The 25,995-nt window shown below is 72.2% G+C and carries 31 protein-coding genes and 1 pseudogene; 21 read left to right on the top strand and 11 right to left on the bottom strand.

Annotation, left to right across the window (positions count from 1 at the left end; all coding sequences use genetic code 11):
* Nucleotides 1-22 precede the first annotated feature (22 nt).
* Entirely contained in the window at nucleotides 23-829 is an 807-nt protein-coding gene (locus tag QRT05_RS01985; RefSeq protein ID WP_456064478.1) for an ABC transporter ATP-binding protein, read from the top strand.
* Nucleotides 826-1,662 carry an ABC transporter permease gene (locus QRT05_RS01990; RefSeq protein WP_289444745.1) on the top strand — a complete coding sequence of 279 codons (837 nt, stop codon included), beginning with the start codon at nucleotides 826-828 and terminating at the stop codon, nucleotides 1,660-1,662. The genes QRT05_RS01985 and QRT05_RS01990 overlap by 4 nt, the downstream gene beginning before the upstream one ends.
* 64 nt (nucleotides 1,663-1,726) lie before the next feature.
* Here QRT05_RS01990 and QRT05_RS01995 read toward each other — a convergent pair whose 3' ends face one another.
* Both QRT05_RS01995 and QRT05_RS02000 read right to left on the bottom strand, forming a co-directional pair.
* Nucleotides 1,727-2,887, bottom strand: coding sequence for an epoxide hydrolase family protein (locus tag QRT05_RS01995; RefSeq protein WP_289444748.1), 1,161 nt, complete (start codon nucleotides 2,885-2,887; stop codon nucleotides 1,727-1,729).
* 25 nt (nucleotides 2,888-2,912) lie between these two features.
* A complete protein-coding gene (locus tag QRT05_RS02000; RefSeq protein ID WP_289444750.1) occupies nucleotides 2,913-3,113 on the bottom strand; it encodes a DUF2510 domain-containing protein in 201 nt (66 codons plus the stop codon).
* Between the two features lie 104 nt (nucleotides 3,114-3,217).
* On the opposite strand from QRT05_RS02000, the gene QRT05_RS02005 reads away from it, so the two are divergent.
* From QRT05_RS02005 to QRT05_RS02020, 4 genes are all read left to right on the top strand, one after another.
* Nucleotides 3,218-4,021, top strand: coding sequence for an NAD-dependent epimerase/dehydratase family protein (locus QRT05_RS02005; RefSeq protein ID WP_289444751.1), 804 nt, complete (start codon nucleotides 3,218-3,220; stop codon nucleotides 4,019-4,021).
* A gap of 76 nt (nucleotides 4,022-4,097) precedes the next feature.
* Nucleotides 4,098-4,712, top strand: a complete 615-nt coding sequence (locus tag QRT05_RS02010) for a dihydrofolate reductase family protein (RefSeq protein ID WP_289444752.1) — start codon at nucleotides 4,098-4,100, stop codon at nucleotides 4,710-4,712.
* Entirely contained in the window at nucleotides 4,709-5,332 is a 624-nt protein-coding gene (locus QRT05_RS02015; protein WP_289444753.1) for an MBL fold metallo-hydrolase, read from the top strand. The genes QRT05_RS02010 and QRT05_RS02015 overlap by 4 nt, the downstream gene beginning before the upstream one ends.
* A complete protein-coding gene (locus QRT05_RS02020; RefSeq protein WP_289444755.1) occupies nucleotides 5,325-6,089 on the top strand; it encodes a glycerophosphodiester phosphodiesterase in 765 nt (254 codons plus the stop codon). Before QRT05_RS02015 ends, QRT05_RS02020 begins: the two co-directional genes overlap by 8 nt.
* A gap of 12 nt (nucleotides 6,090-6,101) precedes the next feature.
* Here QRT05_RS02020 and QRT05_RS02025 read toward each other — a convergent pair whose 3' ends face one another.
* Both QRT05_RS02025 and QRT05_RS02030 read right to left on the bottom strand, forming a co-directional pair.
* Complete coding sequence (locus tag QRT05_RS02025) at nucleotides 6,102-6,878, bottom strand: class I SAM-dependent methyltransferase (RefSeq protein WP_289444757.1); 777 nt, start codon at nucleotides 6,876-6,878, stop codon at nucleotides 6,102-6,104.
* A 45-nt stretch (nucleotides 6,879-6,923) separates the two neighbouring features.
* Nucleotides 6,924-7,844: a cation diffusion facilitator family transporter gene (locus tag QRT05_RS02030; protein ID WP_289444759.1), complete on the bottom strand. Its 921-nt coding sequence runs from the start codon at nucleotides 7,842-7,844 to the stop codon at nucleotides 6,924-6,926.
* A gap of 145 nt (nucleotides 7,845-7,989) precedes the next feature.
* Between QRT05_RS02030 and QRT05_RS02035 the strand changes: the two genes are divergently transcribed.
* Nucleotides 7,990-8,181 (top strand): hypothetical protein, encoded by a 192-nt coding sequence (locus QRT05_RS02035; protein ID WP_289444760.1) that lies wholly within the window; start codon nucleotides 7,990-7,992, stop codon nucleotides 8,179-8,181.
* Nucleotides 8,182-8,265: 84 nt separating this feature from the next.
* On the top strand, nucleotides 8,266-9,141 hold the full coding sequence (gene focA / locus QRT05_RS02040; protein WP_289444762.1) for a formate transporter FocA: 876 nt from the start codon (nucleotides 8,266-8,268) through the stop codon (nucleotides 9,139-9,141).
* A gap of 125 nt (nucleotides 9,142-9,266) precedes the next feature.
* Here the strand turns inward: focA and QRT05_RS02045 are convergent, their stop codons facing one another.
* Nucleotides 9,267-9,467: a hypothetical protein gene (locus QRT05_RS02045; protein WP_289444765.1), complete on the bottom strand. Its 201-nt coding sequence runs from the start codon at nucleotides 9,465-9,467 to the stop codon at nucleotides 9,267-9,269.
* Nucleotides 9,468-9,783: 316 nt separating this feature from the next.
* Between QRT05_RS02045 and QRT05_RS02050 the strand changes: the two genes are divergently transcribed.
* The 6 genes and pseudogenes from QRT05_RS02050 (at nucleotide 9,784) to QRT05_RS02075 (ending at nucleotide 13,769) form a co-directional block, all read left to right on the top strand.
* Nucleotides 9,784-10,602, top strand: coding sequence for a helix-turn-helix domain-containing protein (locus QRT05_RS02050; RefSeq protein WP_289444767.1), 819 nt, complete (start codon nucleotides 9,784-9,786; stop codon nucleotides 10,600-10,602).
* Between the two features lie 123 nt (nucleotides 10,603-10,725).
* Nucleotides 10,726-11,559: an alpha/beta fold hydrolase gene (locus QRT05_RS02055; RefSeq protein WP_289444769.1), complete on the top strand. Its 834-nt coding sequence runs from the start codon at nucleotides 10,726-10,728 to the stop codon at nucleotides 11,557-11,559.
* 12 nt (nucleotides 11,560-11,571) lie between these two features.
* Entirely contained in the window at nucleotides 11,572-12,384 is an 813-nt protein-coding gene (locus QRT05_RS02060) for an alpha/beta hydrolase (protein WP_289444771.1), read from the top strand.
* Nucleotides 12,385-12,429: 45 nt separating this feature from the next.
* Nucleotides 12,430-12,693: a lipase family protein gene (locus tag QRT05_RS02065; RefSeq protein WP_289444773.1), complete on the top strand. Its 264-nt coding sequence runs from the start codon at nucleotides 12,430-12,432 to the stop codon at nucleotides 12,691-12,693.
* Between the two features lie 54 nt (nucleotides 12,694-12,747).
* Nucleotides 12,748-13,101: pseudogene (locus QRT05_RS02070) on the top strand (alpha/beta fold hydrolase); the annotation flags it as partial.
* Between the two features lie 233 nt (nucleotides 13,102-13,334).
* Nucleotides 13,335-13,769, top strand: coding sequence for a GNAT family N-acetyltransferase (locus QRT05_RS02075; protein WP_289444775.1), 435 nt, complete (start codon nucleotides 13,335-13,337; stop codon nucleotides 13,767-13,769).
* 21 nt (nucleotides 13,770-13,790) lie between these two features.
* Here the strand turns inward: QRT05_RS02075 and QRT05_RS02080 are convergent, their stop codons facing one another.
* Nucleotides 13,791-14,543, bottom strand: a complete 753-nt coding sequence (locus QRT05_RS02080) for a class I SAM-dependent methyltransferase (protein WP_289444777.1) — start codon at nucleotides 14,541-14,543, stop codon at nucleotides 13,791-13,793.
* A 251-nt stretch (nucleotides 14,544-14,794) separates the two neighbouring features.
* On the opposite strand from QRT05_RS02080, the gene QRT05_RS02085 reads away from it, so the two are divergent.
* A complete protein-coding gene (locus QRT05_RS02085) occupies nucleotides 14,795-15,697 on the top strand; it encodes an alcohol dehydrogenase catalytic domain-containing protein (RefSeq protein ID WP_289444780.1) in 903 nt (300 codons plus the stop codon).
* Nucleotides 15,698-15,820: 123 nt separating this feature from the next.
* Nucleotides 15,821-16,420, top strand: a complete 600-nt coding sequence (locus QRT05_RS02090; RefSeq protein ID WP_289444782.1) for a YdeI/OmpD-associated family protein — start codon at nucleotides 15,821-15,823, stop codon at nucleotides 16,418-16,420.
* A 138-nt stretch (nucleotides 16,421-16,558) separates the two neighbouring features.
* Here the strand turns inward: QRT05_RS02090 and QRT05_RS02095 are convergent, their stop codons facing one another.
* Nucleotides 16,559-17,008 carry a hypothetical protein gene (locus QRT05_RS02095; protein ID WP_289444785.1) on the bottom strand — a complete coding sequence of 150 codons (450 nt, stop codon included), beginning with the start codon at nucleotides 17,006-17,008 and terminating at the stop codon, nucleotides 16,559-16,561.
* 216 nt (nucleotides 17,009-17,224) lie between these two features.
* Here QRT05_RS02095 and QRT05_RS02100 point away from each other — a divergent pair, with 216 nt between their 5' ends.
* From QRT05_RS02100 to QRT05_RS02110, 3 genes are all read left to right on the top strand, one after another.
* Nucleotides 17,225-17,875, top strand: coding sequence for a hypothetical protein (locus QRT05_RS02100; RefSeq protein ID WP_289444787.1), 651 nt, complete (start codon nucleotides 17,225-17,227; stop codon nucleotides 17,873-17,875).
* A 214-nt stretch (nucleotides 17,876-18,089) separates the two neighbouring features.
* Nucleotides 18,090-18,317: a DUF6480 family protein gene (locus tag QRT05_RS02105; RefSeq protein WP_289444789.1), complete on the top strand. Its 228-nt coding sequence runs from the start codon at nucleotides 18,090-18,092 to the stop codon at nucleotides 18,315-18,317.
* 110 nt (nucleotides 18,318-18,427) lie between these two features.
* Nucleotides 18,428-19,222: a DinB family protein gene (locus tag QRT05_RS02110; protein WP_289444791.1), complete on the top strand. Its 795-nt coding sequence runs from the start codon at nucleotides 18,428-18,430 to the stop codon at nucleotides 19,220-19,222.
* 132 nt (nucleotides 19,223-19,354) lie between these two features.
* Here QRT05_RS02110 and QRT05_RS02115 read toward each other — a convergent pair whose 3' ends face one another.
* The gene (locus QRT05_RS02115) at nucleotides 19,355-20,110 is read right to left on the bottom strand and encodes a hypothetical protein (RefSeq protein WP_289444793.1); all 756 of its coding nucleotides are present in this window, start codon (nucleotides 20,108-20,110) and stop codon (nucleotides 19,355-19,357) included.
* 380 nt (nucleotides 20,111-20,490) lie between these two features.
* Nucleotides 20,491-21,351 (bottom strand): SDR family oxidoreductase, encoded by an 861-nt coding sequence (locus QRT05_RS02120; protein ID WP_289444795.1) that lies wholly within the window; start codon nucleotides 21,349-21,351, stop codon nucleotides 20,491-20,493.
* 146 nt (nucleotides 21,352-21,497) lie between these two features.
* On the opposite strand from QRT05_RS02120, the gene QRT05_RS02125 reads away from it, so the two are divergent.
* Nucleotides 21,498-21,884 carry a winged helix-turn-helix transcriptional regulator gene (locus tag QRT05_RS02125; RefSeq protein WP_289444797.1) on the top strand — a complete coding sequence of 129 codons (387 nt, stop codon included), beginning with the start codon at nucleotides 21,498-21,500 and terminating at the stop codon, nucleotides 21,882-21,884.
* Nucleotides 21,885-22,029: 145 nt separating this feature from the next.
* Here QRT05_RS02125 and QRT05_RS02130 read toward each other — a convergent pair whose 3' ends face one another.
* Together QRT05_RS02130 and dnaB are read right to left on the bottom strand one after the other, a co-directional pair.
* Nucleotides 22,030-22,704 carry an alpha/beta hydrolase gene (locus tag QRT05_RS02130; protein ID WP_289444799.1) on the bottom strand — a complete coding sequence of 225 codons (675 nt, stop codon included), beginning with the start codon at nucleotides 22,702-22,704 and terminating at the stop codon, nucleotides 22,030-22,032.
* Between the two features lie 109 nt (nucleotides 22,705-22,813).
* Entirely contained in the window at nucleotides 22,814-24,190 is a 1,377-nt protein-coding gene (gene dnaB, locus QRT05_RS02135) for a replicative DNA helicase (RefSeq protein WP_289444801.1), read from the bottom strand.
* A gap of 350 nt (nucleotides 24,191-24,540) precedes the next feature.
* Between dnaB and QRT05_RS02140 the strand changes: the two genes are divergently transcribed.
* Complete coding sequence (locus QRT05_RS02140) at nucleotides 24,541-25,884, top strand: MATE family efflux transporter (protein ID WP_289446094.1); 1,344 nt, start codon at nucleotides 24,541-24,543, stop codon at nucleotides 25,882-25,884.
* Nucleotides 25,885-25,995: the final 111 nt, after the last annotated feature.

Raw genomic sequence — 25,995 nt, forward strand, 5'->3', positions numbered from 1 at the left:
CGCAGACCACGAAGGAGCAGTCGTGTCCATCCCAGCAACCCGCCCGGCGATCGAGGTCGCGGGCCTGCGCAAGTCCTACCGGTCCAAGGCCGGCTCCCAGGTGGTGCTCGACGGCGTCGACCTCGTCGTCCCGGCGGGCACCGTGACCGCACTGCTCGGGCCGAACGGCGCCGGCAAGACCACCGCCGTCGGCGTCCTGTCGACGCTGCTGCGGGCCGACGAGGGAACGGCTCGCGTCGCGGGTCACGACGTGGCCCGCGAGGCCGACGCCGTGCGTGCCTCGATCGGCGTCACGGGCCAGATCACCGCGGTCGACGACCTGCTCTCGGGGGCCGAGAACCTGCGCCTCATGGCCGACCTCCACCACCTCGGCCGCGCGGCCGGCAGACAGCGCGTGGCCGAGCTGCTGGAGCGCTTCGGGCTCACCGACGCGGCCGACAAGCCGGTCGCCACCTACTCCGGCGGCATGAAGCGCAAGCTCGACCTCGCCATGACGCTGGTCGGAACCCCGTCGGTCGTCTTCCTCGACGAGCCGACCACGGGCCTCGACCCGCGCAGCCGCCGCACGCTGTGGGACGAGGTCCGGGCGCTCGTCGCCGACGGGACCACCATCCTGCTGACCACCCAGTACCTCGAGGAGGCCGACCAGCTGGCCGACTCCGTCGCGGTGCTGCACGGCGGCCGCATCGTCGCCGAGGGCACGCCCGCCGAGCTCAAGGCCGTGCACGCAGCCGGCTCGCTCGACGACGTGTTCCTCGCGCTCACCGAGCCGCCTGCCGGACCTGAGACCGACCCCCGCACCGAGACCGACGAGGAGACCGTCCGATGACCGCGATCACCGTCACCGCACCGGCCCGGGCGGGCGGCAAGCCCCTCGCCGACGTCCGGACCATGTTCCGGCGCAACCTGTTGCGCGCCGTGCGCTACCCCGGACTGACCCTCTTCGTCGTCGTCGGGCCGCTCGTGATGCTGCTGCTGTTCGTCTACATCTTCGGCGGAGCCTTCGGAGCCGGCGTGGCGCCCGGCGTCGCGCCGGGTGCCGAGGGACGCGCGGCGTACCTCACCTACATCACGCCCTCCCTGCTCGTCCTGACCGTGGTGGGTGCCGGCCAGTCGATCGCGATCAGTGCCGCCATGGACGCCGCCGGCGGCATCATGGCCCGGTTCAAGACGATGGCGATCTCGCCCGGGTCGGCGCTGTCCGGCCAGGTGCTCGGCACCGTGGTCCAGTCGATCGCCGCGCTCGTCCTGGTCCTGGGCGCCGCGGTCGCCATCGGCTACCGGCCTCAGGCGGACGCTGTCGACTGGCTCGCCCTGCTCGGGGTGCTCTTGCTGCTGGCGGTGGCGATCAGCTGGCTGTGCGTGGCCCTGGGTCTGAATGCCCGCAGCGTGGAGACGGCGAGCAACGCGCCGCTGATCCTCCTGCTGCTGCCGTTCCTCGGCAGCGGGTTCGTCCCGGTCGAGACAATGCCGGGGCCGGTGCGCTGGTTCGCCGAGCACCAGCCGTTCACGCCGATCATCGACACCGTGCGCGGTCTGCTCGCGGGCGGGGTCGGGCTCGACGGCGCCACCGTCGCGAAGGCCGTCGTCTGGTGCGTGCTCATCGGCGTCGCGGGCTACCTGTGGGCCCGCTCGCTCTACCGCCGCGAGCGCCGCGTCTGACCGGCCGCACGTCCTCGAGCCCCTCGGTGGTCCTCCACCGGGGGGCTCGTCGTGCCTGGTGCCGTCAGCCGCGGAACGCCGCGAAGGCCGAGCGCAGCTCGTGGACGTAGAGGGCGGGCTGCTCCCACGCGGGGAAGTGGCCGCCCCGGGGCGGCTCGCCCCACCAGCGGATGTCGGCGAACCGTCGCCGCGCCCATCGCAGCGAGGGTCGGATCGTCTCGGCGGGGAACACCGAGCACCCGGTCGGCACCGTGACGACGTCGCCGGCGCCCGACGTGAACCATGTCTGCACCTCGGCGATCGACTCCCAGTACAGCCGCGCGGCAGAGGCGCCCGTGCCGGTCAGCCAGTAGAGGGTGAGCGTGTCGAGCAGCTCGTCCGTCGGGAGGGAGGCGAGCCCGCCGTCCGTCCAGGTCTCGTACTTCTCGCCGACCCAGGCCGCGAGCGCCACCGGGGAGTCGAGCAGCGCGTACCCGATGGTCTGAGGTTTGGTCGCCTGCTCGGCCGTGTAGCCGTCCTCCTGGTCACGTGCGTGCGCCAGCGACGCGACCGCGGCGCGCTCGGCGGCGGTGAGGTCGTCGAACGTCGCCGGGTCCGGCGCGACGAGCGGCGGCGCGAGGTGGATGCCGATCAGCCGCTCGGGCACGGTCAGTGCGAGCACGGTCGTGATCGACGTCCCCCAGTCACCGCCCGCCGCCCCGAACCGCTCGTAGCCCAGGCGGGTCATCAGCTCGGCCCAGGCCGCGGCGATGCGGCGGATGCCCCAGCCCGGCCGGTCGGGCCGAGCGCTGAAGCCGTACCCGGGCAGGGACGGAGCGACCACGTGGAACGCGTCCTGGGCCCGGCCGCCGTGCGCGGTGGGGTCCGCCAGCGGCGCCATGACGTGCCGGAACTCCAGGACGGATCCGGGCCAGCCGTGCGTGAGCAGGAGCGGCGTGGCGTCCCGGTGTGGCGACCGGACGTGGAGCAGGTGGAGGTCCAGCCCGTCGATGCGGGTGCGCCGAGCGCCCGCCTCGTTGAGCCAGCGCTCCGCGCGCCGCCACTCGTAGCCGTCGGCCCACCGGCCGCACAGCGTGCGCAGGGCGTCGAGCGGCATGCCCTGCTCCCAGCCGCCGACCGTCGCCGGCTCCGGCCACCGCGTCCGGCGCAGGCGGTCGCGCAGATCGGCCAGGTCCGCCGCGTCGGCGACGAACCGGAACGGCTCGAGTCCGGCGGCCGGGCTCACGCGACCGCGCGGCGCGAGGGCACGCCTAGCTGAACAGCGACAGGCTGATGGACATCGGGACGTTCAGCGAGCCCGGCACCGCGGGCGTCCAGGGGGCCGGCTCCTGGTAGACGACGTCCAGCCGGTCGCGGTCCACCAGGTACCCGGTCCACCGCTCGCCGTCCCAGTACCGCAGGCGCGCGGCGTTGGCGTGGTCGGGGTACCAGCCGGCGGGCGCTGTGCTCACAGCTCGCACCGTACGCCTGAGCGGGTGCGAGCGGGAGTGCGCGGCTGCGAATTCTCGGCGCGCACGGCAGGCTGTCGCCACGGGTCGTCGTCGATCGGAGCAACGTGTCGCGCATCGCCATCACCGGCTCGTCCGGCGCCATCGGCGGCTTCCTCCGGCCCCGGCTGCGGGCCGCCGGGCACCGGCTCGTCCTGGTCGACAGCGCGGAGCCCGACGAGCTCGCGCCTGGGGAGGAGGCCGTCACGGCCGACATCCGGGAGCTGGACGCGCTCGCCGCGGCCTTCGCCGGCGCCGACCTCGTCGTCCACCTGGCCGGGCACGCGCAGGAGCGAGAGTGGCCCGACATCCTCGCCGTGAACATCGACGGCACTCGCGCGGTCTGCGAGGCGGCTCGCCGGGCGGGCGTCACCCGCCTGCTGCTGGCCAGCTCGGTGCACGCAGCGGGGTTCCTGCCCACCCACCCGGCGGTCGTCGGGGCCCCGGCACCCCGGCCGGACACCTACTACGGCGTGAGCAAGGCCGCGCTCGAGGCGCTCGGCAGCCTCTACGCCGACCGGTTCGGCATGACGGTCATCAGCGCCCGGATCATGCACGCGACGACGGAGCCCCAGGCCGCGTACGACCTCGGCGGCTGGCTGTCGCCCGACGACGCGACGCGGCTCGTGCTCGCCGCACTCACCACGCCGAACGCGGGCCACCACGTCGTGTGGGGCGTCTCGCGCAACACGCGCCGCGTGGTCGACCTCGGCCCGGGGGCGGCCATCGGCTTCGAACCGGTCGACGACGCCGAGCACTGGGCCGACACCCTCGGCGGGCTGCCCACGCCGGCGACGGCCGACAGGCTCGGCGGCGACTTCACCCTCGCGAGCCACCCCCTCGGCGAGGACTGGCGGCAGCTCGACCTGTGAGCCGGTATCGCCACGTGGCGCAGCACCGCCCGCGGGTGGAGGCTGGTCGCGGTCTGCCGAGGACGAGGGAGCGCACATGTCCAGGGTCATCGCCATCATGTCCATGTCGCTCGACGGGTACGTCGCCGATCCCGACGACGGCGTCGCGGAGGTCTTCGACTGGTACACCGCGGGCGACGTCGAGCTCCGCACGGGCGGCTCGGACCCGATGACGTTCCGGCTGTCGCCGGCCAGCGCCGAGCACTTCCGCGCCCTGACCTCCGAGCTGGGGGCGGTGCTCACCGGCCGGCGCACCTTCGAGGTCGCCGGCGGCTGGGGCGGCAACCACGCGTGGGGGCCGGCCTTCGTCCTGTGCCACGCGGTGCCGGCCGGGTGGCCGCGCCCCGACTCGTCGGTCCACTTCGTGACGGACGGGATCGAGAGCGCGGTGGCCCAGGCGCGCGCGGCGGCCGGGGGCAAGGCCGTGGGGGTGCACGGCGCCGACACCATCCGGCAGTGCCTCGATGCGGGCCTCCTCGACGAGCTCACCATCGACCTGGCGGCCGTCCTGCTGGGTGCGGGCGTGCGGCTCTTCGACGATCTGTCGGACGTGCCTGCGAGGCTGGGCAACCCCGCCGTCATCGCCGGTGACGGCGTCACGCACCTGCGCTACCCGGTTCTGGGCAGCACCCGCCCAGGAGGAACGCGATGACCACCCCCGCCCCGATCACCGTGACGCCGGTCCACGTCGCCGACCTGGTCGCGGAGGGCGAGCTGATGCCCGTGTACGTGCACGTCATCGACCATCCCGACGGTCGGGTGCTCGTCGACACCGGGCTGACGCAGACCCACCCCCTCGCGGCCGACCTCGACCCGCGCCCGTACCCGCTCGACCAGCAGGACTTCGACGTGGCCGGCATCGACCTGGTGGTCAACACGCACCTGCACTTCGACCACTGCGGCGGGAACCACCTGTTCGCCGGCACGCCCACCTACGTGCAGCGCCAGGAGCTCACCGACGCCCGCACCCAGGACGACTACACGATCCGCGACTGGGTGGACGCGCCCGGCGTGCAGTACGTGCCGGTCGACGGCGAGCTCGAGCTGCTTCCCGGCATCCGACTGGTGCCCGCACCGGGCCACACCCGGGGGACGCAGGTGGTGGTCATCGACACGGGCGAGCGCCCCATCGTCATCGGCGGCGACATGGCGGTCTGGTTCGGCGAGCTCGACGACCCGCAGACCGAGGGCCAGCGCCTGGTGCGCGCGCTCGAGCCGCAGGCCGTGTGGCTCTCGCACACGCACGAGCCGTGGCGCCCGCCGCGTGACTGACACGGCGCTGCCCGCCCGTCCCGTTGTGGTGGGCCACCGGGGGCGCGGGCGGTCGTTCGCACCCCTGCGGCCGCCGGCGCACGCGCTCGTCGAGAACACCCGGGCCTCGTTCGTCGCGGCCCACGAGGCCGGCGCGCAGTGGGTCGAGCTCGACGTCGTCGCGTCCCAGGACGGCGTGCCGTTCCTCTGGCACAACCACTACGCGGGCGGCAGGCCCGTCCACACCGTGCCGGCCCGCGAGCTCGACGAGCTCGGCATCGAGCGGTTCGCCGACCTGTCCGCCGACCTGCCGCCCGGCCTGGGCGTGGACGTCGAGATCAAGCCGCTGCCCGTCACCGCGGGACCGGGCAGGCACGGCGAGCGCGTCATCCTGGAGCAGGTGCTCGCCATGGCGCAGACGCGACCGGTGCTCTGGTCGTCCTTCGATCCCGCCATCGCCGCGACCGGCCGTGACGCGGGGCTCCGCTCCGCCTGGATCACGCGCCAGAAATACCCGCTGCACGAGGCCGTGATGGCCGCCGCGAACCTGCGGGTGGACGCCGTGGTGGTGCACGGCCTCACCACCCTCGAGGCGGGCGATGCGCGTGACCTGGCCTGGGGATGGCAGGTCGCGGCCCGGTCGGGCGTGCGGGTGTGGTGCTGGGACGTCAGCATCGGCCGGATCGGCGAGCTGGCGGGCGCCGGTGTGACGGGGTTCTGCACCGACGAGGTTCCCGAGGCGGCCGCCGTCCTGCGGGCACTGGAAGGCGGCGGCTGACCTCGGTCGCCGTCAGTCGGGCCGCCGCAGCCGCGCGCTGAGGTAGCGCAGCGTGCCTGCGGCGAAGCCTTCGTGGTTGCGGGTGCCTTCGAGCCCCGCGAACGGTCGCAGGAGCGGCCGGAACGGGCGTGGGATCCAGGCCTGCACCAGGCCCGCCTTGCGCTCGTCGTCGAGCCGCAGCGCGTGCAGCACCTCGGCGGTGATGTCCCGCTCGTGCACCGCGAGGAGCCCCGTCGACGTGAGCTCGGCACGCGTCCGGGGCACCGCGTCCGCGCCCCGCAGGTCCGCCCAGACCAGGTGACCCCCGGGTCGCAGCACGCGGTGCGCCTCGGCGACGAAACCCTCCATCGAGGCGTAGCAGTGCGAGGACTCGACGTTGATCACGACGTCGAACGACGCGTCGGGGAACGGGAGGTGCTGGGCGTCTCCCTGGACGAACCGCAGGCCGGGACCGCTGCGGTCACGCGATGCGAGGGCGACGGCCGACGACGCGAGGTCCACCCCCGTCGTCGACCGCGAGCCGCGGCATCTGCTGATCCACGACGCGCCGCCGCCGCGCCCGGAGCCGACCTCCAGGACGTCGGCACCCGCGACGTCGACACCGCCCAGCACGTGGTCGTACAGCTGGATGCAGTACCGGTCCGGCTCGTCGGCGGGGTCCAGGACCAGCTGCGCTGCGCCCGGCTCGACGGGCGCGTAGCCGTAGTTCATGAACGCCCACTCGGGTCGCCGGACGCGAGCGCCCAGCAGCTCGTAGCAGAGCCGCCAGCCCAGCTGTCGCACGCCCATGTGCGAACGCTACCGACGGGCGCGCGCGTGTGGTGGCCGACCCGGTCAGGCGTGGCTGGCGTGCTCGTGCGCGCGGTGCGTCGCGGGCTCGATCTGGAAGGTGGAGTGCTCCACGGACACGTCGAAGTGCGTCGCGACGCACACCAGGAGCTGGTCGAGCACCCGCCCCGCATGACCCTCGACGAAGCACTCGTCGGCCACGACGACGTGCGCGCTCAGCACCGGCAGCCCGGTCGCGATGAGCGAGGCGTGGACGTCGTGGACCTCGCGCACGTGCTCGAGGCCGAGCAGGTGCTGGCGCACCGCGGCCAGGTCCAGGCCCGGAGGGGTGGACTCGAGCAGCACGGCGCTGGTCTCGAGCATCAGCGTGAAGGCCCGCGGCAGGATCAGCGCGCCGATCACCAGACCGGCCACAGCGTCGGCCTGGTACCAGCCCGTGGTCGCGATCACGATGGCGGCCACGATCACGGCGAGCGACCCCAGGGCGTCGTTGACGACCTCGAGGAAGGCGGCGCGCATGTTGAAGCTGGCCGACCGACCCGCGGCGAGCACCAGGATGGAGGCGACGTTGCCGACCAGGCCGATGATCCCGAACACGACCAGCTGGTCGGACGCGATCTCCGGCGGCGCGAACAGCCGTTGCACGCCCTCGACCAGCACGTACGCGCCGACCGCGAGCAGCACGGCCGCCTGAGCGAGCGCGGCGAGCACCTCGCTGCGGCGGTAGCCCCACGTGAGGCGCTCGTTCGCCGGGCGCATCGACAGCGACGCCGCGAACAGCGCCAGCAGGAGGCCGCCCGCGTCGGTGAGCATGTGCGCGGTGTCGACGAGCAGCGCCAGGCTGCCGGTGATGAGCGCGCCCACGGCCTGCGCGACCAGGATGGCGGTCGTGATCCCGAACGCGACCGCCAGCCGGGCTCGGTGCTCGCCGACGCCGGGCGGCGCGTGATCGTGGTCGTGCCCCATCGGTGGTGGCCTCTCGGTGCGGTGTCGTCCCCCAGTCTTCCGCTCGGAGGAGCGAACGCCCAGCACCGCGCGGGACCTCGCGGAAGATCGCCGCGCGGACCGGTGTTGGGCAGAGGCAGCATCCGACGCCGAGGAGAGGTGCCCCATGGGAACGGTCAGCGAGCCGGCGGTCGATCCGGACGACCCCCGCACGATGGTGGAGTTCAGCGTCCTGATGGCGAACGGGCGGCTCGCCGGGAGGCGGTTCGACTCTCGCGAGCACGCCGAGGCATGGGCGCGGCCGGACCAGGGCGATCGCGTCGTCGAGTACAACCTCGTCTGCGAGTGCGCCGTCTGACCTCCACCGACCCTGGTCCCGGGGGTCCGAGGGGTCGACAATGCGTGGTGCGAGCACCCTGACACCTCGACCGAGAGAGCTGTGATGCCCGACCTGCCCGAGCCCCAGCCGCTCGCCATGCTCACGCCTGCCCAGATGGCCGAGGCGGCCGAGGACGCAGCGCACGCGAAGGCGGCCGGGCGGCCGCTCAAGTCGTTCATGCTGGGCCTCACCGGCGGCGGGTACATCGCCCTGGGCTTCGTCTTCTTCGTCACGAGCCAGGTGGGCGCCGACCAGCTGCCGTACGGCGTGGCTCGCGTGCTTGGCGGCGTGGTGTTCTCCACCGGGCTCGCCATGGTGGTGCTGACCGGCGCCGAGCTGTTCACGTCGTCCACGCTGACCCTGACCGCCCGAGCCAGCGGGCGCATCAGCTGGGCCCAGCTGCTGACGAACTGGGGTGTCGTGTACGGGGCGAACTTCGTGGGCGCTCTCACGGTCGCCGCCCTCGTCTACCTCGGGGGCACGTGGCACACCGCGGGTGGAGCGTGGGGCACCGTCGTGCTCGACACCGCGCTCGGCAAGATGCACCACACGTTCCTCGAGGCCGTCGCCCTCGGGATCCTCTGCAACCTGCTGGTGTGCCTCGCCGTGTGGGCCGCCTACGCCGGTCGGACCGTCACCGACAAGGTCGTCGCCGTGACCCTGCCGATCGCCCTGTTCGTCGCCGCCGGCTTCGAGCACTGCGTGGCCAACATGTTCCTGGTGCCGCTCGCGGTGCTGATCAGATCCACCGCGGGGGCCGACTTCTGGGCCGCGTCCGGGCTCGACGAGCAGGCGTACGCCGACCTGACCATTCCCGGGTTCCTCGTGCACAACCTGCTGCCAGTCACGCTCGGCAACATCGTGGGCGGCGGGCTCATGATCGGGATCTTCTACTGGACGGTCTTCAGCCGCGTCAGCAAGACCGTTCCTCAGCGGTGACGCCACCGGGCGGGCGCGTGCGACGACCGACGACCGACGAGCGGCTGGCGCTGGCCGTGGCCCCGCGTCTCGTCCTGGGCGCGCTACGCGCCACGAGCCCCTGGTGTGGGCCGGGGCCACCCCGCTCAGTCGGTCGGCTCGACCGCCGGCGGGTCGTCCAGGAGCTCGCCGGGCGGGGGCACGGCGTCCTCGCCGTCCTCGTCGGGCTCGTCGTTCTCGTCGGGTCGGGCACCCGGGTGCAGCACTTCCGGGGTGACCTCCTGCTCGAGCGTCGGTGACCCGTAGCCACCCTCCTCGACAGTGCCATCCTGCGGTGTCTCGCTCATGGTTGCCCTCCTGCCGCCCCCGACCGTCTCCCGACCGGTCGGTCCATCATCAGCGCGCGCCCCGCGCCGCGCCATCGGGATGGCCGAGCGGCGGTCGCCCAGGATCCGCACCGCTCGCGGGCGTCGGGGTCTTGCCTGCAGGGCTGCTGGTGGACCAGCATTCGAGCCAACGCGTCGCAGAGCACGAAGGAGCTCTGGTGGAGGCACTCGACACCGACACGCTGCCGGTCCGCGACCGCGCGGATGCGATCATCACGCACCTGCGGGAGATCGCCCTGGCCTCCAGGGTCGTCTGCACGACCCCGGGCGCGCGTTCATGGCGACGAGCGTCCACGAGCTCGGCGCCGTCCAGCTCGTCCACGTCCGCCGGTCCGGCCTTTTCATCGAGGTCTCGCGGGAGCGGGACGACTGTGCACCGGTGGTCGCCATGATGCTCGGCACACGTGCCCAGGCCTCGCGCGAGCAGTTCGGGCACCGGATCGATCAGCGCCCGGGGTCAGTCGACATGATCGAGCTCAACCACCCGCACAAGACCTGGAACCACAGCAGCCGGGACGGGTGGTGCGTGAAGATCCCCGTCGATGCGCTGATGCTGGCGCCGGCGATCGTCCGGCGCGCGCGGCCCGCGCTGGCGACGACTCCGCTGCAACGCGTCTACGCGAGCCACCTCGCGATGCTCACGCGGTCGGCGACCACACTGACGGAAGACCCTGGCGCCGCTGACCTCGGCGGGGCCACCGTCGCCTTGTCCCGCGCGGTGATCTCCTCGGCCGCGGGGGACGTCACCCAGACCCGCGAGGCGCTCCACGACTCGTTGCTGCCGAGGGTCCAGACATTCGTCAGGGAGCACCTGCGCGACCCGGCACTCAGCCCGCAGATGATCGCCACCGCCCACCACATCTCTGTCCGGCTCCTCTACCGCGTGGCCGCGGACGCGGGTCTGCAGCTGGAGCAGTGGATCATCGACGAGCGTCTGGCGGGCGCGCGGCGAGAGCTCGCCTCGCCCGTAGGACGTCACAAGAGCATCGCGGCGGTGGCGCACCAGTGGGCGTTCTCCACGCCTGCGCACTTCAGCCGGCGCTTTCGGGCCAGGTCCGCCGTCACGCCGCGCGAGTGGCAGCGCTCGCAGCGCTGAGCCTGCGCCCGGCACGCACAGGCACGAACCGGTGCACGCAGGGAGAAGTCGGACCACTCCGCCCTGACACGGTGGCGTCCAGGTCCGCGGGACGGACCGCCCCGACTTCGAGGAGGACCGTCGATGCCCCATGTCACCGTCGCGGACGGCGCGCAGATCTTCTACAAGGACTGGGGCAGCGGCGGCACGCCGGTGATCCTCAGCCACGGCTGGCCGCTGAACGCCGACGCCTGGGACGCCGCCGCCTTGTTCCTCGCCGAGCACGGGCATCGCGTCATCGCCCACGACCGGCGCGGGCACGGCCGCTCGAGCCAAACCTGGGACGGCAACGAGATGGACACCTACGCCGACGACCTCGCCGCCCTGATCACCCACCTCGACCTCACCGGCATCACGCTCGTGGGCCACTCCACGGGCGGCGGTGAGGCCGTGCACTACATCGGGCGGCACGGGACCTCGCGCGTGGCCGGCCTCGTGCTCGTCTCGGCCGTGCCGCCCCTCATGCTCGCATCCGACGACAACCCGGAGGGACTGCCCGTCGAGGTCTTCGACGGCATCCGGGCAGGCGAGAACGCCGACCGCTCCCAGCTGTACCGCGACCTGGCCGACGGGCCCTTCTTCGGCCACAACCGCACGAACGACGTCTCGCAGGGCGTCCGGGACGCGTTCTGGCTGCAGTCCATGGCCAGCGGCCACCGCGGCGCCTACGAGTGCATCGCGGCCTTCTCGGCCACGGACTTCCGGCCGGACCTGGCGAAGGTGGACGTCCCCACCCTCGTCATCCACGGGTCCGACGACCAGATCGTCCCGTTCGAGGTCGGCGGCAAGCGATCCGCCGCTGCGATCCCCGGCGCGACCCTCACGGTCTACGAGGGGAGCGCCCACGGCCTGCCCGACACCGAGCGCGCGCGCCTCCACACCGACCTGCTCGCCTTCATCGACTCCCTGACTGCCTGAGAGGACCGCCCCATGACCACCATCGTGCTCGTGCATGGCCTGTGGATGACCCCCCGGAGCTGGCGCGGCTGGAAGCAGCGCTACGAGGCCCTCGGGCACACCGTCCTGGTGCCGGGCTACCCCGGCTTCGAGATCGAGGTCGAGGCCCTGCGGGAGAACCCCGACCTCATCGCCACGCTGACCGTGCCCGAGACCGTCGACCACATCGCCGCCCGGATCGAGGCTCTGCCCGAGGCGCCGATCATCATCGGGCACTCCTTCGGCGGCACCTTGACCCAGCTGCTGCTCGCCCGTGGACTGGGCTCGGCCGGCGTGGTCGTGGACTCCGCGCCGACCGAGGGCGTGCGGGTCACCCCGCTGTCACAGGCGAAGTCGTTGTTCCCGGCTCTGAAGAACCCGGCCAACTACCACCGCGCGGTCGGCTTCACGCCCGAGGAGTTCCACTACGCGTTCGCCAACACCCTCTCGCGCGAGGAGTCCGACGCCGTGTGGCGCGAGTTCGCCATCCCCGCTCCGGGGCACTGGGTGTGGGCCTACGGACTCATCGCGAACTTCCGCCCCGGGCACCAGGAGACGTGGGTGGACTACGACGCGGACCGGGCCCCGCTGCTGTTCATCGGCGGCGAGATGGACCACATCATGCCCCCGTCGGTGAACCGGTCGAACGCGAAGCACTACGCCAAGTCGCCCGCCGTCACCGAGTACCACGAGTTCCCCGGCCGGTCGCACTGGATCTGCGCCGAACCGGGGTGGGAGGAGGTCGCCGACTTCGCCCTCGACTGGGCGCTCACGCACGCCCGCCCGACCTCGGTCCCCTCGGCGTGAGCCGACCGGCGACCACCCCAGGAAGCTGAATCGAGAGGAACGATGATGACCCTGCTCAAGCGCAAGGGTGCCGTGGCGGCACTCGCCCTCGCGGCCGCGTTCTCCGTCGCCGTGCTCGGCGGGGTGCTCCCCGCGTCCGCCTCCGCACCGGCGGCGCAGATCCAGACCACCAAGGCGGCCAAGCCCACCGTCGTCCTGGTGCACGGCGCGTTCGCCGACTCCAGCGGCTGGAACCGGGTCGCCACCGGACTCCGGAAGCACGGCTTCCCCGTCCTCGCCTTCTCGAACCCCCTGCGGGGACCGCTGTAGGACGGCGACTACCTGCGGCAGTTCCTGAGCACCGTCGACGGTCCCGTCGTCCTGGTGGGGCACTCCTACGGCGGGGCCGTCATCACCAACGCCGCGACGGGCAACCCGCACGTCAAGTCCCTCGTCTACATCGCCGCCTACGCCCTGGACGAAGGTGAGTCGGTCCAGGCAGCCAACTCCCTCGGCGGCGGTCACGCGGAGGTGACCGACCACCTGGTCACCCGGCCGTTCCCCGGAGCCGGACCGGGCGACGCGGACGCGTACATCGACCCGGTGTTCTTCCCGCAGCTGTTCGCGGGAGACGTGCCGAAGGCCCTCGCTCGGAACATGGCCGCCTCCCAGCGGCCGGGGTCGTACGCGTCGCTCGTCACCCCGTCGGGGCCGGCAGCGTGGCGCACGATCCCGAGCTGGTACATGGTCGCCAAGCAGGACAGGATCATCCCTCCGCAGGCCGAAGCGCGTCATGGCCACCCGCGCCGGGGCGCACACCGTCGAGATCAACAGCTCGCACGTCCCGATGATCAGCCACCCCCTCGCCGTCATCGCGCTGATCCGGGCGGCGGCGAAGTAGCGCGGACCATGTCCACCGGTGCGAGGTGCGTGGCTTCCGGCACACCTCGCACCGGTGCCACCATCGGCAGGTGGAGACGAGCCTCGCTGCCGGGTACGCGCTGCGTGCGGAGCCCCCTCCGGTCGACGACTACGTGCACCTGAGGACGGCGGCCGGCCTCCGGCCCAAGTCGACGGCCGAAGCGCGGGCAGCCCTCCGCGGAAGCTGGTCGTGCTGCCACGTCGTGACGGCCGCCGGCGCGACCGTGGCGATGGGCCGGGTGATCGGCGACGGTGGCTGGTACTTCCTTGTCGCCGACATGGCCACCGAGCCGGTCCACCAGCGGCGCGGGCTAGGCAGCGTGGTCCTGGCGCACCTGCTCGCGGATATCCGCCAGCGGGCGCCTGGCGAGCCGTACGTGACCCTCACCGCCGACGACGCTGGGCGGCGGCTGTATGCGCAGGCGGGATTCACGCCCTTCACCGCCGACCAGACGGGGATGCAGCTGGTCCTGCGCCGGGGGTAGGCGCTCGCCGTCTCCGTCGCGTCAGTCCGGCTCGCAGATGCAGAGCTGCACCGCAGAGTCCGCCGTGAACGGTCCACCGGACCAGTCGCCGAGGCGCTCGACGAGCCGGAGCCCACCCCGCGAGACCAACAGCGGCAGCTCTTGCGGGAAGATGCTCCTGATCTCCAGCGGCAGGACGGTGAAGTCCGCCTCGGACTCGGTCGAGAAGTACCACGTCCCGCGGGTGACCTGCGCGGCCGCGTCGTACGTCTCCGCGACGTCTACGTGCACGGCACCACGACCGGGGTCGACGAACGACAGCGCGTCACGCCTGCGTCGGACTCCGTCGGCCTGGGCGAGCATGCGCACGCTTGGGTTGAACACGTCGAAGACGAGCTGTCCTCCGGGAGCCAGATGCCGTCGCACCGACCGGAAGCAGCCGACCAGGTCCTGCGCGTCGTGCAGGTGGAGCAGCGAGTTGGCCGCGACGATCACCAGGTCGAACGTGCGGGCGAGATCAAACTGCCGCATGTCGCCGTGCACCCAGTCCACGTCCACGCCGAGCTCGTCCGCCTTGCGCCGAGCCTCGGCAAGCATGTCCGTCGAGAGGTCCAGGCCCACGCTCGGGTGGCTGTCGGACGCGATGGGGATCAGCTTGTTGCCGGTGCCGCACCCGAGCTCCAGAACCGATCCGCCGCGCCGATCGGCCGCGGCCCGGTAGAAGTCGACAGCCGGCTTCCCGCTCGCGAACAACCGGTCGTACAGCCCCGCGTCCGAGTAGAAGGGTTCGCCCACGGAGCGCATCCTCCTACGAGCCGCGGTGGGACGCCGCCATAAATCGGGGCCGTGGACGACGACCGCGCGGAGTGGACCGTCACGACGCACGACTGGTCGGCGGACCTGGACCGGGCGCACCTCGCCGCGACACATGGATCCGGGGTGCCCTGGCCGCCCCGGCATCAGCGACCCCAGCCTCGCACCTCGAGCTTCGCCGGCCTCGTGGACGATGATGAGGACGCCTGAGGACACCGAGCCGAGGAGATGCCATGCCCGCCGTCACCGTCGCCGTGCCCGGGCCCGACGCCGTGGTGGACGTCGTCGACGTCCCGGTCGTGGAACCCGGACCCCGGCAGGTGCGCGTCCGCGTCGAGGCCGCCCCGGTGACCGCCACCGACGTGTCCGCACTGCGGGGGCGCCTCCCCCTGCGGCCCGCCGACCGGTACGTGCTGGGCTGGAGCCTGGCTGGTGTCGTCGATGCGGTCGGCGCCGACGTCAACGACCTGGAGCCGGGCGACCCCGTGCTCGCGATGTCCGACTGGTTCGAGACGCTCACGGGTACGCAGGCCTCCTCCGTCGTCCTTCCCCGGACGTCCGTCGGCCGGCGTCCCGCGGCCCTCGGGCCCGCCGAGGCATCCGTCGTCGCGCTCAACGCGCTGAGCGCCGCCCGGGCCCTCGACCTCCTCGACCTGCCCGTCGGCGCGACGCTCGCCGTCACCGGCGCCGCGGGGAGCGTCGGCGGGTTCGCGATCGAGCTGGCCCGGCACCGCGGCCTCGACGTCCTGGCCGTCGCGCGGGAGGCAGACCGCGCGTTCGTCGAACGGACGGGCGCCACGCTCGCGGTCCGCGGCACCGCCCTCGACGCGCTGCAGGCGGACGGCCTCCTCGACTCCGCGGTGCTCGGTGCGCCGGCTCTTGCCGCGGTCCGTGACGGTGGCGCGTTCGTCGCGGTCACCCGTCCGGCGACCCCCGCACCCGAGCGTGGCATCCGTGTCACCACCTTGGCCGTCGTCAGCGACGCGGCCGCGACCGAAGCGCTCGCCGTCCTCGCCGCCGACGGCACCATCACTCCGCGGGTGGCCGCCACCTATCCGCTCCGGGATGCCTCCGCCGCGTACGCCGAGGTCGAGGGCGGCACCGGCCGCCGAGGTGGCGTCGTGCTCGTGCCCTGAAGCCCTTGCCGACAGGCCCGGCACCCGTGCACGAGCGCGACGCGGGCCCGGTGCGCGGCGACCTCGCGCGGCTCAAGCAGGTGCCCGAGGCTCGCTGACCACGCCGAGTCCTAGGCTTCCGCCATGTCGATGGACCACTCCGAAGCCGTGTTCTTCGAGGACGATTCGGCGTTCGAGGCGTGGCTCGTCGAGAATGCGGCGACCGCCACGCACCTCTGGGTTCGCATGGCCAAGAAGCGCACCGGCGTCACGTCCATCAACTGGACGACCGCGGTCGACGTCGCGCTCTGCTTCGGCTGGATCGATGGCATCTCCCGCCGGGTCGACGACGAGTGGTACGTGCAACGGTTCACCCCTCGGCGGCCGAAGAGTCTCTGGTCCAAGATCAACCGCGAGCGCGTCGAGCGCCTCACATCAGTAGGGGGGATGCGCCCCGAGGGCCTGGCCGAGGTGGAGAGAGCGAAAGCGGATGGCCGCTGGGAAGCCGCCTACGACAGCCCGTCGACCGCAGCGGTACCCGACGACCTCGCCGCCGCCCTGGCCGCGGCCGGCCTCACGGCGGTCTTCGCAGCGCTGGACGGCCGCAACCGGTTCGCCGTCCTGAACCGCATCCAGACGGCGGTGCGCCCAGAGACCCGCGCACGGCGCATCGCACAGCTCACCGAGGCCCTCGCCCAGGGCAAGACGCCGTACCCGGCGCCGACGGCCAAGTCCGGGAGGTAGGGGCCGGGGTGGCGCGCGCACTCCCGAAGGAAACTGCGTCGACGGGTTCAACGACGCCCCCTGCAGGTCCCGAGGCGCGGCTCGACCCGGAAGCGCGGCTCGCCTGCTCGGCGTGGGGCTTCGTGGGCTTCGTGGGCTTCACAGCGGAGCGGGTGGTTCCTCCCCGACACCTGCCCAGCGCTGGATCCGCGGGATGAGCACTCCGGGCGCCTTGTTCAGGCGCGGCAGCTTGCTGGCCGCCTCGTCGGCTAGCTCGATGATGACGAACTGGGACCAGGTTGGCCGGTGCGGCATGTCCCCGTTGACCGCTCGGATGTCGGACCGCCGGACGGTGGTGGTGGACGAGCGCTGTTCGAGCAGCAGAGCGTCGTCCGTCAGCACCAGAGTCACCATCCGCATCGCGCGGACGATGAGGACCCCGCCAAGACCCGCCACGCTCGCGGACCCGATGCCGAGCATGAGCGCGAAGCCGGCGTCGTCCCCGGCGATGGCTCTCACTGTCCAGTACACCGCTTGGACGGCGCAGAGGATGAGCAGCGCGTACTGCCCCGCGGTGGGTTTCGGTGTCTGCGCGAGGACGTCACGCATCGGGTCGACCCTTCGAGTGAGGTGGTTCGCGGCGGGAGCGCCCGGACTCTGCCCTCGGCGCGCGCGGCCGACGAGCTTGAACGGCCAGCATGCACCGAGCCGCGGGTCATGCCACAGGGCTGGCGATGCACAGCTCCTCTCCCGGGACCGTCGCACCACCCGGGGGCGCTCGGTTGATCGGGCGCTGCGGCCGCCCGACCGGGCAGGATGTCCCGCGTGAGCACGGCGAGCGTCAACAGGCAGCGACGCGTGGCAGCGGCCAAGCGGCGCGCCGAGCAGGAATCAGCGGCGCAGCGAGCGCGGCAGTTCGGCATCCAGTACGCCGAGCAGATGGAGCGTCAGCGGGACGCGCAGGCACGGAGGCGTCGACGCACCGCCTTGCTGATCCTCGCTGGTTCGCTCGTCCTGGCGCTCGTCGTCGCTGCGGCCGCCGCGCGGATCGCGTCCGGGTACTCGGGTACAGAGCTGCGCTACATGATCGGCATCGCGGGCAAGTACTCGCACAAGACGATCTACCGGTATGTCGCAACCGAGGACGTGTGGCGGTTCGCGCGGGCGGTCCAGCTCGTGCCCGCCGCGCTCGCAGAGATCTCGGTGCTGCTCATGTGGATCCGTCCGCCACGCGGCTTCATCTCCTACGCGGCCTTGCCGTCGTGGATCGGTGCGGCCATCGCGCCCGGTCTGGCGATCAGTGTGCTGCTGGGTTTCGCCGCCGACGCCGCCGGGGACGGGCGCGACGACTTCCGGCCGGCGATGGCTGCCGTCGCGCCCGAAGGCCTACCCATCGTGGGCTTCTTCGCGGTGGTCGTCGTGTGGGCGTTCGTCGACAAGCATCGCAGGGAGAGCAGACGCACCCGAGTGAGGTGACGCGGCAAAGCCGGAATGCGCGTTGGCGGTGGAGGCCACCGCATCCGGCGCTCCGATCGCCATCGCCGGTGCCCGCGAGCGGTGGCTACCGCCTCTGGGATGCGGGCCGCGGGCTCGCAGCGCACGCTGAGAGCCGGACCTGGTCCGGGGCCGCTCCCGCAGCAGACGGGTGCCCGGTCCCGGTGCCACCGACGGTGGTCCAGGGAGGCCCAGCATGTCGAGTCCCGATCCCGATCCGGCCACCACGCCTGGCCTCGAGCCCGGCGGGGGCGTCCCAGTCGGGCACACGCCTCCGGGCGAGGCGAGCACGACCGAAGGGCTGTCCACGCGGCAACCCAGAGCGCGCGGAGGCGGGGGCAACGGGCTCGCCCTCGTGCTCATCGGCATCGTGCTGGCGCTCGTCGTGCTGTTCGGGGTCGGATACGTCGTCGGGCTCTTCTAGAACGCCTCAGCGCTCGCACGACGCCCGCCGCTGCTTCGCCGTCTGGTCGCGGATGTCAGTGGGCGCGAGAACGATGGAGGCAACCGGACTGGACCGACGGGGAGCACCTCATGGCAGCCTTCACCCACTCCGACGACCTGCAGGGGTCGACCTTCGTCGGCACGAACCTGCGCGGCGCCCGGTTCGTCGAGTCGGACCTGTCCGGCGTCGTGATGCGCGGGGTCGAGGTGGCCCACGGGGACATCGACGCGCCCTGGCTGCCCCATGGTGACTACTTCCGCGTCAACGGGGTCGACGTCATCCCCTACGTCGAGGCAGAGCTCAACCGACGCTTCCCCGGGCGGTCGCAGCGCCGGGCGGCGGACCCCGACGGGTTGCGCGCGGCGTGGGCCGTGCTCGAGCAGACCTGGGCCGCCACGCTGGACCGGGCCGCGGCGATGCCGGAAGGAACGGTGGACGTCTCCGTCGACGGGGAGTGGACTTTCGCGCAGACGCTCCGGCACCTGGTCCTCGCCACGGACACCTGGCTGGGCAAGGCGATCCTGGGGCTCGACCAGCCCTTCCACCCGCTCGGTCAGCTGGACGTGGGCACAGCGGCCGACGACGTCGACCTGTCGGTCTTCACGACGGAGGCGCCGTCCTACGACGAGGTGCTTGCTGCCCGTGCGAACCGGGTTGGGATGGTCCGCGACTTCCTCGCCGGCCTGACCGCGGAGCAGGTGGCCGAGGAGCGCAGGAACCCGCACGCGCCGCAGTACCCGGAGACCGTCCGCTCCTGCCTGCACACCATCCTCGAGGAGGAGTGGGAGCACCATCGCTTCGCGGTCCGCGACCTCGACGCCATTCAGCTCGGCGCCGCCGGGCCAGTGCCAGCCTCGGGTAAGCCGGCCGAATCCGAAAGTTGAGGCGCGACCCGCGAACGGCCAGAAGTTCCGGGCAGGGCGCCGCAGGACGCAGCCGGAGGTCACGACGCCGGCACGCTCACTTCGCACGACGAGGGGATCGAGGAGGCGAACGGACCCTCGCGCATCCGCGGGCTATAGGTGCCCGTACTTGTCCCGCAGGAAGTTGCCGGTGGTGCTCAGCTCCGCCGCCGCCCGCCGGTCGTGGCTTGCGTACAGGGCGTCGCTCTGCCGTGAGAGCAGCCGCAGCTGCTCGGTCAGCTCCTCGTCGGGAGTGCGCCCGTTCGGCTGGAGTTCACGCACTCTGCTGGGCGGGATCGCCAGGTACTCCCGAAGGACGGCAGGCAGGTACTCCCGAGCCATGGCGTCGAGCTCGTACTCGAACCGCGGGTCCCCGATGGGCTGCCGTTCCTCGGCCGCGATGAGCGCGTCCAGCACCTGGCAGGTCTGCAGAACGGTCCGGTGCGTGTCCCCGGGCAGGCGGCGCCGGTTCTCGTCGGCATGCGTGCGCACCCAGGCAACCGCCGAGGGCAGATGCTCCGACCCCTCGGCGGGGATGGTGCGCTGGGCGTGGGCGGGATAGACGACGGTGGATGCCTCCCTGGGTTCGGGCTTCCACCACCGGCGACGCGCAGGCAGCCACAGGTCCCGCAGGTGCCAGGAGCGGACGCCCGAGGCACCCATGGCTGTCAGCGCCAGCAGGGCGGGTGGGCCCCAGAAGTCGAGGACGAACACCGCCATCGAGAAGGCCCCGGCGTAGAGCAGGCCCTCGAGCGCGGTCCTGAGGTCCTTCCGCACCGCGCCGATGACGAGCACCAGATAGGCGAGCAGGGGCCAGAAGACGAAGACGGCCGTCACCTTGACGACGTTGCCGAGCGTCAGCCGCGACACCGTTCGCTCCTCTCGAGCTCCGCTGTGGCGGCGCTCGAGCAGCGGGGCGTTCCACCGTGCGGGGCGCGGTGGCGTGTCCCTCGAGCACCGTCACAGCCTGCTTCGTCGACCACGTGGCCTCGGTCGTGGGCCGATCCATCACGTCCATCGCCGGAGACACGTCGTCGACCGCCTGCTGCGGGTGCCTCCACGGTAACCCGCGAGGGCGGTTCTGCGGCGTTCTGAGCCGCCTCGACCAGACCGGTCCGCTGCGCCCGGCGCACTCGACGCCGTCTGGGCCACCGCTGCTCGGTCCTCCAGCCGCAGCCGGCGGGAGGACCGAGCAGGGCAGGCGTCCTCCGGCGGGGCGCCCGCACGCCTCCAGTCAGGGCCCTCGCGTGTCAGTTCAGGGCAGCGGCGATCGCGTCGGCGAGAGTCGTGGTCGGCCGTCCGATCAGGCGGCGCAGGTCGCCGCTGTCGGTGAACAGCTCGCCCCGGCTCAGGCCGAGGTCCGAGTCGGCGAGAACCCCGGCCAGCTCGGCCGGCACGCCGGCCGCCGCCAGCAGCTCGACCAGCTCGTCCGCGGACAGGTTGGTGTACGTGATCGGCCGCCCGGCCACCGCCGACGCGGTGGCGGCCAGCTCGGCCAGGCTGAACGCCTGGTCGCCGCCCAGCTCGTAGATGGCCCCGGTGTGGCCTTCGGTGGTCAGGACGACCGCGGCCGCCTCGGCGTAGTCGGCGCGCGTCGCGGCACTGACCCTGCCGTCGCCCGCCGCGCCGACGAAGGCGCCGTGCTGAAGGACGATCGGCAGCTGGCTGGTGTAGTTCTCGAGGTACCAGCTGTTGCGCAGCACGACGGCAGGAGCGCCGCGCTCGCGCAGATAGCTCTCGGTGGCCCGGTGCGAGTCGGCGAGGGTGGTGCCGGCGGTGTTCGCCTGCGTCATGCTCGTGTAGGCGATCTGGGAAACCCCTGCGGCGAGTGCGGCATCGATCGCACGGCGGTGATTCGCCAGGCGCTCGTCCACAGGGATGGAAGCCGAGACGAGCACCATCTTCTCTGCGCCCGCGAAGGCCGCGGCGAGGCTCTCGGGGTCGGCGAAGTCCGCCCGGCGGGTCACGACACCGCGGTCGGCCAGGTCTTTGATCCCCGTGGTGTCCCGGCCCGTGGCGACGATGTCCGCCGCCGGCACACCGCGCCGCAGGAGGGCCTCGACGGTGAGCCGGCCAAGCTGGCCCGTGGCTCCGGTGACGACGATCGACATGCGAGCTACCCCGTTCCCGCCACGGCCTCTCCGCGGCACGCCGCTACTCTGACCTGTGCGCTCTCCAATCGTAAGTAGCCACCTTTTGGTAAGTTGACCACCGACGTGAAAGAAACGAGGTGGTGGCAGTGTCAGCGGTAGAGACTGTGATCGGAACCACATCCTCGTGGGACCTGTACGAGCGCGGCTGCCCGTCGCGCGACCTGCTCGACCGGATCGGCGACAAGTGGTCGATCCTCGTCCTGGGCGAGCTCGGCGAGCACGGGAGGTCCCGGTTCACGGAGCTGCGCAACCGCTTGTCGGGCGTCAGCGAGAAGATGCTCACCCAGACGTTGCGCGCGCTCGAGAGCGACGGGCTGGTCCTCCGAACCGTGCACGCGAGGGTGCCGGTCCGCGTCGATTACGAGCTGACGGCCCTCGGGCAGACACTGCGCGCTCCGCTCCGGGCGCTGACCGAGTGGTCCCTGCAGCACACCGACGAGGTCCTCGCGGCCCGGGCGGCGTACGCCGCGCGCGTCGAGCAGGGCGCCTGACACCAGCCTCGCGCAGCGATGACGGGCGGCGAAGACCACTGATAGCCGGGCGTCACCAGCGGCATCGCGGGGGTCGGTAGTACCGCTACCCCGAGTGCGGAGTCGACGTCCTCACCTCGGACGTCGCCGGTCCGTACTTCGAAGGTCAGTGTCCGAACGCCCACGCCACCATCCACGGAAACTCACGCTTCCAGAAGGCGTCGCCGTGAGCGCCGGCCCGTTCGGACATCACAACGTCCCCACCCGCCTCGCGTAACGCGTCCGCCCACCGGGTCGCGTTCGTGAGGAAGAACGGTTCCTGTGTGCCCGCGACGAGGTAGGTCCGCGGAAGCCGACGCGGCAGCGCGGTCGACGGTCGATACCCTGCCCCAGGCGAAGCGCAGAAGACCGCGCCATAGATGTCGGGGTGTCGCAGCCCCATAGCCAGCGCGAGTTCCGCACCGGCCGAGACACCGAACACCGCGGTTCGGTCGGCCGGCAGCTTGACGGCGAGGTGAGTCGCCGCCCACAGCCGGACGTCCTCGACGAAGAATCTCTCGTGAGCGGCGAACCGCTCGGGGTCGAAGGCGAACGCCGCCGTGCTATCTCCTGGCGAGTATTCGTGCAGCCGCTGCGTCTCGTCCTCGACGCGGTGCGCGCCGATGATCATCGTCGGGGGCAGATCGGCAGCCTCCAGAACCTCTCCCCACGACGAGATCAGCTGCCCGTCGCCAGCGAAGACAACCGCCTCGGCCTCAGCCGCGGGGACGAAAGCGGTGACCTGCCGCCCTCCGTCGTAATCCAGCGTCTCGGTGACGAGCTCGCCCGCAGTAGACGACATCGGCGCGCGCTCCCTCGAACGTAGGGGCAGATGCTGGCCTGAATAGTCGAACGAAGTATTTTGCATCTCGACAGCTGCTCGACACCTGCCGGACGTGCCGCTCGGCGGCTTAAGCCTGCATGTCCACGAATCGCGAGTAGTGCCCCTGGAACGCCACGACCAACGTGTCCGTCGGCCCGTTTCGGTGCTTGGCCACGATGACGTCCGCCTCGCCGGCGCGCGGCGACTCCTTCTCGTAGGCGTCCTCGCGGTGCAGCAGGATCACGATGTCGGCGTCCTGCTCGATGGAGCCCGACTCACGCAGGTCGCTCATCTGCGGCCGCTTGTCGGTGCGCTGCTCGGCTCCACGGTTCAGCTGCGAGATGGCGATGACCGGGACCTCGAGCTCCTTGGCGAGCAGCTTGAGGGCTCGGGAGAACTCGGAGACCTCCTGCTGGCGGGACTCGACGCGCTTGCCCGACGTCATCAGCTGCAGGTAGTCGATGACCACCAGCTTCAGGTCGTGGCGCTGCTTGAGCCGGCGACACTTGGCGCGGATCTCCATGAGCGACATGTTGGGCGAGTCGTCGATGAACAGCGGCGCCTCGGAGATCTTGCCCATGGTGGTGGCGATCTTCGCCCAGTCGTCCTCGCCCATCTGCCCGTTGCGCAGCTTCTGCAGGTGGACGCGTGCCTCCGCCGAGAGGAGACGCATCGTGATCTCGTTGCGGCTCATCTCGAGCGAGAAGACGACAGACGTCAGTCCGTGCTTGATCGAGGCGGAACGCGCGATGTCAATACCCATCGTCGACTTCCCGATGGCCGGCCGCGCGGCCAGGACGATCATCTGCCCCGCGTGCAGGCCGTTGGTGAGCCGGTCGAGGTCCGCGAACCCCGTGGGCACGCCGATCATCCCCTCACCGCGGTGGCCCGCGGCCTCGATCTCGTCGACCGCGCCGCCGATGATGTCGCCGAGGATGACGTAGTCCTCGGACGAGCGGCGCTCCGTGACCGCGTAGACCTCGGCCTGGGCGTTGTTGACCAGCTCGTCGACGTCCCCGCCGTCCGTGCCGTAGCCGAGCTGCACGATGCGGGTGCCCGCCTCGACGAGCTTGCGCAGGATCGAGCGCTCCCGCACGATCCGCGCGTAGTAGCCGGCGTTGGCGGCGGTCGGCACGGACGAGATCAGCGTGTGCAGGTAGGGCGCGCCGCCGATGCGGCCGATCTCGCCGCGCTTGGTCAGCTCGTCGGCGACCGTGATGGCGTCGGCGGGCTCCCCGCGGCCGTACAGGTCGAGGATCGAGTCGTAGACCACCTCGTGCGCCGGGCGGTAGAAGTCGGTGCCGCGCAGCTGCTCGACGACGTCGGCGATCGCGTCCTTCGAGATCATCATGCCGCCGAGGACGGACCGCTCGGCGTCGAGGTCCTGCGGGGGGGTGCGGTCGAACCCGCCGCCACCGCGGCTCGTGTCGGCAGGCATGCCGTACTCGAGATCTTCGATCGTCACCAGGGCCCCTATCGTCGCCGTTCGAACACATGTTCCCGAGAGGGTCTGACATTCCCCGCTCGCCGGTCCACAGGACGGCGCCTCGCGGTCGCGACGTTAGGCGCCCCGGGGCCGGGATCCAAACCTCGTCGTGCGCCTGTGCACAGCGACGCGCGACGCTGGGGAAACCCGCGCGAAGGCTGTGGATACGGCCCGGGACAGGTGTGGGGAGCGCTGTGGACGATGTCCGTTTCTTTCCACAGACCGTGGACAGCGATGTGGATACTAGGGGACGCGTCCGCGGCGGAAAGCGGCCGTCACCCGCACGTTCGTCGTCAACCGGGTGTGGATCCAGCGGAGAGTTCGGCCCCATTTCATCTGGTGGACACCCCATCCGCACCGTCGACCGGCAGATCCTCGCGCTCGCGGTCCCGGCCCTGGGCGCGCTCGTCGCGGAGCCCTTGTTCGTGCTCGTCGACTCGGCGGTCGTCGGCCACCTCGGGACCGCCGCGCTGGCCGGTCTCGCGCTCGCCTCGACCATCCTGGTGACGGCCGTCGGCCTGTGCGTGTTCCTCGCGTACGCCACCACAGCGGCGGTGTCACGGCAGCTGGGCGCGGGCGACCGATCGCGCGCGATGCAGATGGGCGTCGACGGGATGTGGCTCGGCCTCGCGACCGGCGTGGTGCTCGGCGCGGCGCTGTGGTTCGGCGCGGAGCCGCTGGTCGCGGCGCTGGGGGCCGACGACGAGGTGGCGCGCCAGGCCGTGACGTACCTGCACTGGTCCGCCCCGGGACTGCCCGGCATGCTCGTCGTGCTCGCCGCCACGGGTGCGCTCCGCGGCCTGCAGAACACTCACACGCCCCTCGGCGTCGCGGCGGTGGGCGCGGTGGTGAACGCGGCCCTCAACGTCCTGCTGGTGTACGGGCTCGACCGTGGCATCGGCGGCTCGGGTCTGGGCACCGCGGTGACCCAGCTGGGGATGGGGGCGTTCCTCGCCGTCGTCGTCGGCCGCGGCGCCCGCGCGGCCGGCGCCCGGCTGCCCCCGCACGCGCGCGGCATCGCCGCCAACGCGCGCGCGGGCGGCCCGCTGCTGGTGCGCACGCTGAGCCTGCGCCTTGCCATCCTGGTCACCGTGTGGGTGGCCACGGGCCTGGGCGCGGTCAGCCTGGCCGGTCACCAGGTGGTCAACGCCGTGTGGGGGCTGGCCGCCTTCGCGCTCGACGCGCTGGCGATCGCCGCGCAAGCACTCGTCGGGCACGCGCTGGGAGCCGCGGACGTCGCCCGCACGCGTGCCGTGCTGCGGCGCACCCTCCAGTGGGGAGTGGCGGGTGGAGCGGTCCTGGGGGTTGCCGTCGGGGGTGCCTCGTGGGCGTACGTGCGGCTCTTCTCGGCCGACGACGACGTCCGGGCCGCCGCCGTCGCGGCGTTGCTGGTCGCCGCGGTGACCATGCCGATGGCCGGGTGGGTCTTCGTCCTCGACGGTGTGCTGATCGGTGCGGGCGACGGGCGCTTCCTGGCGTGGGCCGGCATCGCCACCCTCGTCGTGTACGTGCCGGCGGCGCTGGCGGTGCGCGCGTGGGCCCCCGCCGGGTCGGCCGGCCTGGTGTGCTTGTGGGTCGCGTTCGCGGGCGTGTTCATGGCCGCCCGGGCGATCACCACGGGGTGGCGGGCGCGCGGGTCCGCCTGGATGGTCACGGGAAGCGCGACACGCTGAAGGGCCCGGGTCGCGCGAGATCCGCGGCGAGCCGTCAGAGTACGTGCATGGCAGCGCCGCCGGCACGATCCGTGCTCACCCGACCGCGTGGTCGTCGTGACTCATCCGTGA

Source organism: Cellulomonas edaphi (genome assembly GCF_030362815.1).
In the GTDB taxonomy this organism is placed as follows: Bacteria; Actinomycetota; Actinomycetes; order Actinomycetales; family Cellulomonadaceae; genus Cellulomonas; species Cellulomonas edaphi.

What these genes read in the sequence shown, in the direction of transcription:
- QRT05_RS01990 (WP_289444745.1), top strand. Translation starts at nt 826, where the DNA reads ATGACCGCGATCACCGTCACCGCACCGGCCCGGGCGGGCGGCAAGCCC.
- QRT05_RS02010 (WP_289444752.1), top strand. Translation starts at nt 4,098, where the DNA reads ATGTCCAGGGTCATCGCCATCATGTCCATGTCGCTCGACGGGTACGTC.
- QRT05_RS02015 (WP_289444753.1), top strand. Translation starts at nt 4,709, where the DNA reads ATGACCACCCCCGCCCCGATCACCGTGACGCCGGTCCACGTCGCCGAC.
- QRT05_RS02025 (WP_289444757.1), bottom strand. Translation starts at nt 6,878, where the DNA reads ATGGGCGTGCGACAGCTGGGCTGGCGGCTCTGCTACGAGCTGCTGGGC.
- QRT05_RS02030 (WP_289444759.1), bottom strand. Translation starts at nt 7,844, where the DNA reads ATGGGGCACGACCACGATCACGCGCCGCCCGGCGTCGGCGAGCACCGA.
- QRT05_RS02035 (WP_289444760.1), top strand. Translation starts at nt 7,990, where the DNA reads ATGGGAACGGTCAGCGAGCCGGCGGTCGATCCGGACGACCCCCGCACG.
- focA (WP_289444762.1), top strand. Translation starts at nt 8,266, where the DNA reads ATGCCCGACCTGCCCGAGCCCCAGCCGCTCGCCATGCTCACGCCTGCC.
- QRT05_RS02045 (WP_289444765.1), bottom strand. Translation starts at nt 9,467, where the DNA reads ATGAGCGAGACACCGCAGGATGGCACTGTCGAGGAGGGTGGCTACGGG.
- QRT05_RS02050 (WP_289444767.1), top strand. Translation starts at nt 9,784, where the DNA reads ATGGCGACGAGCGTCCACGAGCTCGGCGCCGTCCAGCTCGTCCACGTC.
- QRT05_RS02055 (WP_289444769.1), top strand. Translation starts at nt 10,726, where the DNA reads ATGCCCCATGTCACCGTCGCGGACGGCGCGCAGATCTTCTACAAGGAC.
- QRT05_RS02060 (WP_289444771.1), top strand. Translation starts at nt 11,572, where the DNA reads ATGACCACCATCGTGCTCGTGCATGGCCTGTGGATGACCCCCCGGAGC.
- QRT05_RS02065 (WP_289444773.1), top strand. Translation starts at nt 12,430, where the DNA reads ATGACCCTGCTCAAGCGCAAGGGTGCCGTGGCGGCACTCGCCCTCGCG.
- QRT05_RS02085 (WP_289444780.1), top strand. Translation starts at nt 14,795, where the DNA reads ATGCCCGCCGTCACCGTCGCCGTGCCCGGGCCCGACGCCGTGGTGGAC.
- QRT05_RS02090 (WP_289444782.1), top strand. Translation starts at nt 15,821, where the DNA reads ATGTCGATGGACCACTCCGAAGCCGTGTTCTTCGAGGACGATTCGGCG.
- QRT05_RS02095 (WP_289444785.1), bottom strand. Translation starts at nt 17,008, where the DNA reads ATGCGTGACGTCCTCGCGCAGACACCGAAACCCACCGCGGGGCAGTAC.
- QRT05_RS02105 (WP_289444789.1), top strand. Translation starts at nt 18,090, where the DNA reads ATGTCGAGTCCCGATCCCGATCCGGCCACCACGCCTGGCCTCGAGCCC.
- QRT05_RS02110 (WP_289444791.1), top strand. Translation starts at nt 18,428, where the DNA reads ATGGCAGCCTTCACCCACTCCGACGACCTGCAGGGGTCGACCTTCGTC.
- QRT05_RS02120 (WP_289444795.1), bottom strand. Translation starts at nt 21,351, where the DNA reads ATGTCGATCGTCGTCACCGGAGCCACGGGCCAGCTTGGCCGGCTCACC.
- QRT05_RS02130 (WP_289444799.1), bottom strand. Translation starts at nt 22,704, where the DNA reads ATGTCGTCTACTGCGGGCGAGCTCGTCACCGAGACGCTGGATTACGAC.